Here is an 8,635-nt window from a genome sequence, read left to right as displayed (position 1 = left end):
GATGCTTACCTCAATCCTTCCCGAGTCAAGGCGACCGCGCTTCGGCCGGCGTTCGACGAGATGATGCGCTTTTGCGCGGGGGCGCTTGGCAACGCGGCGTTCGCTGGCCCGGCGCCTCCTCAACTCATCAACGTTCAGGCCGGCTTGCGCCATAAATCGACCTGTTAAGCCCAGCGCTCGACGGCTCACGGCGTCCAGTCTGCCTCACAGGCGGCAAGGAAGAAGCCGACACGTTCGCGCATGAAGGACGGCAGCTCCCGTCTCAGCTCCTTCGGTGTCTCCCCGACCAGCGAACGAAACAGCATCGGCAACAGGATCAGATCCAGGAAGATCTGAGCGGTGGCAAGGCTTCGCTTGCCGCTGAAGGGCCCCTTAGGAGCGCGCGCCAGCTTCTGCGTCGTTTCATTCAAGAGTTGGGAAACGGCATTGACGGAGCGATCGCGCGCGGCGTCGTGGACGTTGCGGCTCAACTCGGGAAAACGCTGCGCTTCGGCGATCGTGGCGCGAACCATGCCCAACGATTCCTCGATGAGATTTTCCACGATGGTGGTGCCGAGGTTCGAGAGCTTGTCATGAAGGGTGCGGCCCTCGGGCTCGATGCCTTCGAAATCCGTCAGCCTGCTGATGGTGCGGGCCACCACCGCCGCGAACAGCGCCTCCTTGCCGGGGAAGTGCGCGTAGATGGTCGGCTTGCTCGCCGGCGCCAGCTCGGAGATGTCGTCGATGCTGGCACTACGATAGCCCTTCTCGAGAAAAAGCTGCTGGGCCGCGTCAAGGATCCGGACCTGGACGTCGCCGGCAAGGTCTTTGGGCGGTCTGCCCCGTTTCGGGGTGCTCTTCTTGGTCATCCGTCGATCCTCCAGTCACGAGTCTGTGCGCGCGCAGATCGCACTTGACATGGCAGGCGAGAAAAGGCAACAAAAAGAAAATATACGGTATAGTTTATTTAATCGCCGCGACGTCCATCGGGACCAGCGGCGGCACCTCCCGGACAGTCGAGGCCGCAGACCTTGGCCCAGCGATCGTCCGGTCGACCTCAGGAGAGAGTGAATATGTCGTGCCCCGACCCGGACCGCCCACACCACGGCATCCTGCTGCGCGAGTTGCATCACAGGGTCGATAAAGGGATCGCCTCAGCGATCGATCTGGTCTCGGCCGCGGTCATCCGCGCCGACGGAGCGGAAGCCAAGGCCGCGTTGAGCGACGTTGTCGAGCTGCTGCACGGACATGCGGAGCTGCATCGGGCGCTGGCCATGCCGGAGGGCGATATCCTCAACGATGCCGCGACTTACATTCGCAGGCTGGGCTGTGCCATGCGCCAGTCCTTTCTGGACCGAATGGGGATCCGGCTGGCGCTCACCACCGAGTCTCTCCCGCTTCAGCCAGAGCGGTGCGGACGGCTTGGCCTGATCGTCCACGACCTCGTCGTCAACGCCGCGAAGCATGCGTATTTCGACGCGCGCTCCGGCGAGATCATGGTCAAGCTGTCGCGCATCGGCTCGGTCGCGAACTGCGTGGTGCTGGACAACGGCTCGCGGCCGGCGCGGGCCTTGTCGCGGGCCTCGGGCCGGGAGTTCCAGATCAGCAATGACCTTGCGAGGGGGCTCGGCGGACGGACCGAGCACGGCTTCGCTGCCGAGTTCACATCCGTCGTGGTCTCGTTTCACCTGAGCGAGCGGGAGCGGCAGGCAAGCTGGTCGATGGCGACGCGCCGCATGAGGCCGCCGCGCCGGCTGAAGACCAACGCGTCCGTGACGCCCGGCTCCGGCCTCTCGGATCAGGTCGAACGTCCCTTGCGGACGCGTCCGAACCAACGGGGTGCGCTCGGCACGGGCCCGGACGCCCTGGGCAATCTCCTGTCACCCTCTCACCACACGGACGCGCTATGAGCCCGCGCTATTCGAACCTCTCCAAAATTGGTCGAACCGAGCGCTTGCTGAGGCCTCTCGGCGGCGTGGCCCTGGCGCTTATTGCCGCCGCGCTCGGCGGCTGCGACGATCGCACCACCATTCCTCCCGCGCGCGCCGCTGTCGTGCGCACGGAAATCGTGCAGCCGAGGGATCGGCAATCCTCGCTTACCTTGACCGGTGAGGTGCAGGCCCGCTTCCGGGCGGATCTCTCGTTCCGCGTCAGCGGGCGCGTCCTCGCGCGCTATGTCGATGTCGGGACCCACGTGAAGGCCGGCGAAGTGCTGGCCATTCTCGACCCGGCCGAGCAGGAGGCCGATGTCGACGCCGCCACCGCCGCCGTTCTCGCCGCAGAATCCCAGCTGCGCGTCGCAAAGGCGACTTTCGATCGGCAGACGGCGCTGATCGCAAGCGGCTTCACCACGCGCACGGCCTACGACCAGGCGCAGGAAGGGTTGCGAACCACGGAAGGTGTGCTTGAAGCGGCAAGAGCGCAACTCGGAACCGCGAAGGATGTGCTCGGCTATACCGCGCTGCGAGCCGAAGCCGACGGCGTCGTCACCGCACGCAGTCTGGAATCCGGTCAGGTCGTACAGGCTGCCCAACCGGTATTTTCGCTGGCGCAGGACGGGGAGCGGGACGTCGTCTTTGACGTCTATGAGTCCATTTTCCTCGGAACTGCCGACCGAAGCAGCGTTTCGTTGACGCTGGTCTCCGATGCGACCGTGACCTCAAGCGGCGAGGTTCGGGAGGTTTCGCCGGCCGTCGACGCCAGGAGCTCGACCATTCGGGTCAAGGTGGCGATCAAGGACCCGCCCGCCGCAATGACGCTTGGAAGCGCCGTCGCGGGGACTGTGAGACTGACGGCCGAGCGGCAGATCGCATTGCCCTGGCGTGCATTGATGGCGGCGGGCACCAGCCCTGCGGTCTGGACCGTCGATCCGGTGACGCGGACCGCCTCGCTGAAGCCGGTGACGGTCGGTGGCTACGAGGCCGGAGAAGTATTGATCAAGGCAGGTCTCGATCCGGGCGAGCGCGTCGTCGTCGATGGCGGCAAGCTTTTGAGCGTGGGCCAGCTCGTGACTTATGAAGGAGAACCCTCGTGACGGGTCGCGCAATGATCGTGGCGGGTCCGCTTGCATGCGCGCTCGCGCTTGCCGGATGCCAGCAGGAGACAAAGGCGCCCGAGGCCGTGCGGCCCGTCCAGTCGCTGCTTCTCGCAGCGGACCACGGCGACGATGCCGTTGCGGTGGGCGTTATCGAGCCGCGCTACAAGACCAATCTCGGCTTCCGCGTGCTGGGACGTCTGATCACGCGTCCCGTCTACGTCGGTGATCTCGTGAGTGAAGGACAGACGGTCGGAACGATTGACTCGACCGCCCTCGAGCTTGCCGTTCGTGCCTCCAAAGGCCAGCTTGCCAAGGCCGAGGCGCAGTTCGCGACCGCGCGCGCGACCGAGGAACGGCAGCGAACGCTCATTGCCACCGACGCAACCACGAGGCAGACGCTGGATAACGCCGAGCAGGCGCGTGCCGGCGCCGAAGCGACGGTTGCGCGCGAACAGGCAAATCTGACCAAGGCGGTCGAGCAGCTAAGCTATTCGCAGATCAAGGCCGACTTCGCCGGTGCGGTCACCGCAGTCGGGGCGGACGTCGGTCAGGTGGTGTCCCCCGGCCAAAGCGTGGTGACGATCGCAAGGCCCGATATCCGCGAAGCGGTCGTCGATATCGGACCCGACTTTCCGCTGCCGCTGGAGGTCGGTCTGCCGTTCACGGTCAGCCTGCAGCTCCTGCCAGCGGTTCAAGTGGAAGGCAGCGTTCGCGAGATTGCGCCGCAGGCCGATCCGGTAACGCGCCTGCGGCGGGTCCGCATTGCACTCAGCAATCCGCCCGACAGCTTCCGGCTCGGCGCGACCGTCACGGCGAAGCTCGGCAGGCAGCAAGGCCCGGTCCTCCGACTGCCTGCGTCGGCGCTGCTCGCCAGGGATGGCGCCAATTTCGTCTGGATCGTCAATCAGCCCGCCAACACGGTGTCGCTGCAAAGGATCGATGTGGTGGCTGGCCAAACCGGAGCGCGCGTCACCGGCGGACTCGCTCCTGGCGCACGCGTCGTCACCGCCGGGGTCCACAGTCTCAAGCAAGGACAGCAAGTCCGCATCGAACAGGATCAGCAGCCATGAAGTCGTTCAATCTCTCCGACTGGGCGCTCGGTCATCGCTCGCTCGTCTGGTATTTCATGATCGCCTTCATGGCCGCGGGGCTATTTGCCTATCTCCAGCTGGGACGGCAGGAAGACCCCGACTTCACCATCAAGACCATGGTCGTCCAGGCGCAGTGGCCGGGTGCCTCACCCGAGGAGATGACGCGCCAGATCACCGACCGGATCGAGAAGAAGCTCGAGGAGCTGGAATCGCTCGATTACACTAAGAGCGTGACGGTCGCGGGCCAGACCACCGTCTTCGTCTATCTGCGCGACAGCACCAAGGCTGCCGACGTGAAGCCAACCTGGATCCGCGTTCGCAACATGATCGCGGATATCAAGGGCGACTTCCCGCAAGGGGTGATCGGACCCGGCTTCAACGATCGCTTCGGCGACGTGTTCGGCAACATCTATGCCTTCACCAGCGACGGCCTGAGCCAACGTCAGCTGCGCGATCATGTGGAGGACATCCGTGCCAAGGTCCTGACCGTGCCCGATGTCGGCAAGGTGGACATCCTGGGCGCGCAGGACGAGGTGATCTATCTCGAATTCTCCACCCGCAAGATCGCGGCCCTTGGCCTCGACGTTCACGCGATCATGAGCTCCTTGCAGGGGCAGAATGCGGTTGCCCCATCCGGCGTATTCCAGGAGGGGCCGGAGCGGATCAGCGTACGCGTGAACGGCCAGTTCACGTCGGAGGCAAGTCTGAAGGCGGTCAATCTGCGCATCAACGATCGCTTCTTTCCCCTGACCGACGTCGCAACCGTCACGCGCGGTTATGCCGATCCGGCCAGGACCCTGTTCAGGTACAACGGCGAGCCGGCGATCGCTCTTGCCATCGGCATGAAGTCCGGCGCGAATCTGCTGCATTTCGGCGAGGCGCTGAAGGAGGAGATGTCGAGAATTACTGCCGACTTGCCGGTCGGCGTCGGCGTTCACCTCGTCGCCGATCAGCCCGTCGTTGTCGAGCATGCCGTGTCCGGCTTCACCGAGGCGCTGTTCGAGGCCGTGATCATCGTTCTCGGCATCAGCTTTCTCAGCCTGGGCATGCGCGCCGGCCTCGTCGTGGCGATCGCGATTCCGCTGGTTCTCGCCATCACCTTCGTCGTGATGGCCTATGCCGGCATTTCGCTGCAGCGAATTTCGCTGGGCGCCCTGATCATCGCACTCGGCCTGCTGGTCGATGATGCCATGATTGCCGTCGAGATGATGGTCGCGCGGCTCGAGGTCGGCGATCCCCTGGAAAAGGCGGCAACGCACGTCTACGCCTCGACCGCCTTTCCCATGCTGACCGGAACGCTGGTGACCGTGGCCGGCTTCATTCCGATCGGGCTCAATAGCAGCAATGCGGGTGAGTTCACCTTCACGCTGTTCGTGGTCATCGCCGTCTCGCTGATCGTCTCGTGGATCGTGGCGGTGCTGTTCACGCCGTTGCTCGGCGTCACCATCCTGCCCGCCAGGATGAAGGGCCATCATGAGCAGAAGGGGCGCGTGGCGCAGTTGTTCGCGCGTCTCCTGCTCTTCTGCATGCATCGCCGCTGGACGACGATTGGCGTCACGGTTGCGGCGTTTTTGCTGGCGCTGTTCGGCATGAATTTCGTGCAACAGCAATTCTTCCCGTCCTCGGATCGCGCCGAGCTCGTGGTCGACTGGAATCTGCCACAGAACGCATCGATTGCCGATACCAACTCGCAGATGGCGCGCTTCGAGCGCGAACAGCTCCAGGGCAACAATTCGGTCGACCACTGGTCGTCCTATGTCGGCACCGGCTCGCCGCGCTTCGTCCTGTCCTTCGACGTGCAGACCGCCAACACCTGGTTCGGCCAGATGGTGGTCGTGACCAAGGGCGACATCAAGGCCCGCGACCAGGTCAAGGCGCAGTTCGAGGACTACCTGAAGAAGACGTTCCCCGGCACTGACACCTACGTCAAGCTGCTCGAGGTCGGTCCCCCGGTGGGGCGTCCCGTGCAGTATCGCCTGAGCGGGCCCGACATCGCGAAGGTGCGAGACCTCTCGCAGAAGCTTGCCGGCATCGTGCGAAGCAGCCCCGATCTCGGCAATGTCGTGTTCGACTGGATGGAGCCGGCCCGCGTCGTCAAGGTGGACGTTCTCCAGGACAAGGCGCGCCAGCTCGGCGTCACCTCGGAGGACATTGCCACCACCCTGAACTCCGTGCTCGAGGGCACGCCGATTACCCAGGTGCGCGACAGCATCTATCTCGTCAATGTCACGGGACGTGCGACGGCGCCGGAGCGTGCCTCCATCGACACCTTGCGCGACCTGCAATTGACGGGGCTCGGCGGCCAATCCGTGCCGCTCGGTGCCGTGGCCAATCTGCGTTACGAGCTCGAGCAGCCGACGATCTGGCGGCGCGCGCGGATCCCCACCATCACGTTGAAGGCCGGCATCGTCGGTAACGTGCAGCCCAAGACGATCGTGGACCAGCTCGCGCCGAAAGTCGCGGAGTTCACCAAGGCGCTGCCGGCCGGCTATTCGGTGAAGATCGGCGGGTCCGTCGAGGAGAGCGCCAAGAGCCAGGCGCCGATCGTCGCCGTCGTTCCGCTCATGCTCTTCGTCATGGCCACGGTGCTGATGATCCAGTTGCAGAGCTTCCATCGCCTGTTTCTGGTGTTCGCGGTCGCGCCGCTGGCCGTGATCGGCGTCGTCATGGCGCTGCTGCCGAGCGGTGCTCCGCTCGGCTTCGTCGCCATCCTCGGCGTGCTCGCGCTGATCGGCATCCTGGTCCGGAATTCGGTGATCCTGATCGTGCAGATCGAGGATCTCAGGAAGGAGGGGCGACCGGCCTGGGACGCGGTGGTCGAAGCCACCGAGCATCGTATGCGGCCCATTCTGTTGACGGCGGCCGCCGCAAGCCTCGCGCTGATTCCGATCGCGCGCGAGATATTCTGGGGGCCGATGGCCTACGCGATGATGGGCGGCATCATCGTCGGCACGCTGCTGACGCTGCTGTTCCTGCCGGCGCTGTATGTGGCCTGGTTCCGAATTCACCCCGATCATGACGATAACTCGTCCATGCACGAGCCCGCAGGGCCTGCGCACGACATTTCGCCGGAGCCGACCTCCGCGGCCACGCCGGTGCCGGTTCTCGAAACACAGAGCTAACAAGGGAAACTACAATGCTTCGCAACACAGGTCTGATGCTGTCCATCGGTGCGGCACTCGTAACGGTGACGTTGACGCCCAATCCGGCATCCGCGCAATTCCCGCCGCCGCCGCCCATGGCGGGGCCTCCGCCGATCGCGGCCGGAGGTCCTCCGGCCTTCGCGGCTCGTCCGCCGATCGGACCTGGCGGTGCGCTACGTGCCGGCCTCAACGGCCCGGCGCCGCGCCTCGCTGCTGGAGCACCGCGCGGTGCTCTCTCGGGAGGCGGGCGCGGCGGCCCGGCGGTCGCGAACGCCACTCGCGCCACATCGGTTACTTACAACCGCTTCGGAGGCTACGGCCGCTACGGTGGTGGAGCCCGATACGGCTACCGCGCCGCGTATGCGGCCAGCGCTTACGCCGGAGCCGTTGCCGGCTACGCCTATGGGCACGACTCCTCTTCCGATGGCGATTGCGCCTACGTCTACCGACGATACAGGCGCGTCCTGGTCTGCAATTAGTCCTCGCAATCCCGCGCACGACTGACTTCATCCCGGGAGTACCGTGCCGAAACCACAACGATGGAGAAACAACATGAAAAAGATGCTCGCCGGCACGCTGGGCATTGTCGTATTCGCAGGCGCGGCCTGCCTGGAGCCAACTGAGCCGGTCGCGGCACATGATTACGCATTCTGTCGCCAGGATGCGTCGTCCGGCATGCGGTCGTGTGACTTCGAGACGATGGAACAGTGCCTCGCCATGATCTCCGGGCGTGGTGGCTCGTGCACGCGCGATCCCTACGTGACCCAATCGGGCCAATCCTACGCCTATGCGCCGAAGCGGGACGGCCGTCCGCACCGCTGACATGTCGGCAAGAGCCCACGGGATGGGTGGCGGCGGAGTAGGGCGTGTACTCCCCTAGATCAATCCTTTGCTGGACGCGTTCTTTGCCGCCGATTGTCCGCCAGCGTCATAGCGCCGGCAGCCACCAGGACAATGACGATGACCATGGCAAGCGCCTCCACCGAGGCTAGGGTGTCGTACCAGCTGTTCCAAAGCTCTAGCATGCGCTGGCCTCTATCTGAGCGGGCGTCCACCAGCGATAAGATACGCTCTGCCGAAAGGACGTGCCTTCCCGCACGGGGACAATGCTACGTTTCGTCGCGCGCGTTTTGATCGCGCGGCAACATGACCTATGCCCGGCGCCCGAATATCGAGCGAACGTAGGTTCYGGTCGCCGTGCACTGAGATCGCCCGCGGCGATGTCGAAGATGTTGGCCGACTGTGAAGTAGCTTACATTCCCGTGTTCTTGGCCCGGGCTAATGTGGCGGAAGCTTCTTGCTTTGAAGGAGGCATCCAAATGTTCGCAGCAATCAAATGGAACTCCCGATACAACGCTCGCGAATGGGGGATGAAGGTTGGGGTG

7 protein-coding genes are annotated in these 8,635 nt (G+C 64.6%); 6 read left to right on the top strand and 1 reads right to left on the bottom strand.

Translation table 11 applies throughout. The features are described 5' to 3' along the window. Positions 1 to 185: 185 nt before the first annotated feature. Positions 186 to 848 carry a TetR/AcrR family transcriptional regulator gene (locus tag AC1D00_RS15340; RefSeq protein WP_025575518.1) on the bottom strand — a complete coding sequence of 221 codons (663 nt, stop codon included), beginning with the start codon at positions 846 to 848 and terminating at the stop codon, positions 186 to 188. A 162-nt stretch (positions 849 to 1,010) separates the two neighbouring features. Here AC1D00_RS15340 and AC1D00_RS15335 point away from each other — a divergent pair, with 162 nt between their 5' ends. From AC1D00_RS15335 to AC1D00_RS15310, 6 genes are all read left to right on the top strand, one after another. Continuing rightward, positions 1,011 to 1,889: a sensor histidine kinase family protein gene (locus AC1D00_RS15335; protein WP_477011252.1), complete on the top strand. Its 879-nt coding sequence runs from the start codon at positions 1,011 to 1,013 to the stop codon at positions 1,887 to 1,889. Further along, the gene (locus AC1D00_RS15330; protein ID WP_477011251.1) at positions 1,886 to 3,013 is read left to right on the top strand and encodes an efflux RND transporter periplasmic adaptor subunit; all 1,128 of its coding nucleotides are present in this window, start codon (positions 1,886 to 1,888) and stop codon (positions 3,011 to 3,013) included. The genes AC1D00_RS15335 and AC1D00_RS15330 overlap by 4 nt, the downstream gene beginning before the upstream one ends. Further along, positions 3,010 to 4,086, top strand: a complete 1,077-nt coding sequence (locus tag AC1D00_RS15325; RefSeq protein WP_477011250.1) for an efflux RND transporter periplasmic adaptor subunit — start codon at positions 3,010 to 3,012, stop codon at positions 4,084 to 4,086. The genes AC1D00_RS15330 and AC1D00_RS15325 overlap by 4 nt, the downstream gene beginning before the upstream one ends. Next, positions 4,083 to 7,229 carry an efflux RND transporter permease subunit gene (locus AC1D00_RS15320; RefSeq protein WP_477011249.1) on the top strand — a complete coding sequence of 1,049 codons (3,147 nt, stop codon included), beginning with the start codon at positions 4,083 to 4,085 and terminating at the stop codon, positions 7,227 to 7,229. Before AC1D00_RS15325 ends, AC1D00_RS15320 begins: the two co-directional genes overlap by 4 nt. Positions 7,230 to 7,243: 14 nt before the next feature. Continuing rightward, the gene (locus tag AC1D00_RS15315; protein WP_477011248.1) at positions 7,244 to 7,729 is read left to right on the top strand and encodes a hypothetical protein; all 486 of its coding nucleotides are present in this window, start codon (positions 7,244 to 7,246) and stop codon (positions 7,727 to 7,729) included. A 73-nt stretch (positions 7,730 to 7,802) separates the two neighbouring features. Next, positions 7,803 to 8,072: a DUF3551 domain-containing protein gene (locus AC1D00_RS15310; protein ID WP_477011247.1), complete on the top strand. Its 270-nt coding sequence runs from the start codon at positions 7,803 to 7,805 to the stop codon at positions 8,070 to 8,072. Positions 8,073 to 8,635: the final 563 nt, after the last annotated feature.

The sequence above is a fragment of the Bradyrhizobium sp. P2_E8 genome, from assembly GCF_056403875.1.
The sequence above is the reverse complement of the archived record's forward strand: the minus strand, read 5'-3'. Positions and strand labels throughout refer to the sequence as shown.

Bases quoted from the DNA above. Each gene is read 5' to 3' on its own strand.
- AC1D00_RS15340 (WP_025575518.1), bottom strand. From the start codon at position 848: ATGACCAAGAAGAGCACCCCGAAACGGGGCAGACCGCCCAAAGACCTT.
- AC1D00_RS15330 (WP_477011251.1), top strand. From the start codon at position 1,886: ATGAGCCCGCGCTATTCGAACCTCTCCAAAATTGGTCGAACCGAGCGC.
- AC1D00_RS15315 (WP_477011248.1), top strand. From the start codon at position 7,244: ATGCTTCGCAACACAGGTCTGATGCTGTCCATCGGTGCGGCACTCGTA.
- AC1D00_RS15320 (WP_477011249.1), top strand. From the start codon at position 4,083: ATGAAGTCGTTCAATCTCTCCGACTGGGCGCTCGGTCATCGCTCGCTC.
- AC1D00_RS15310 (WP_477011247.1), top strand. From the start codon at position 7,803: ATGAAAAAGATGCTCGCCGGCACGCTGGGCATTGTCGTATTCGCAGGC.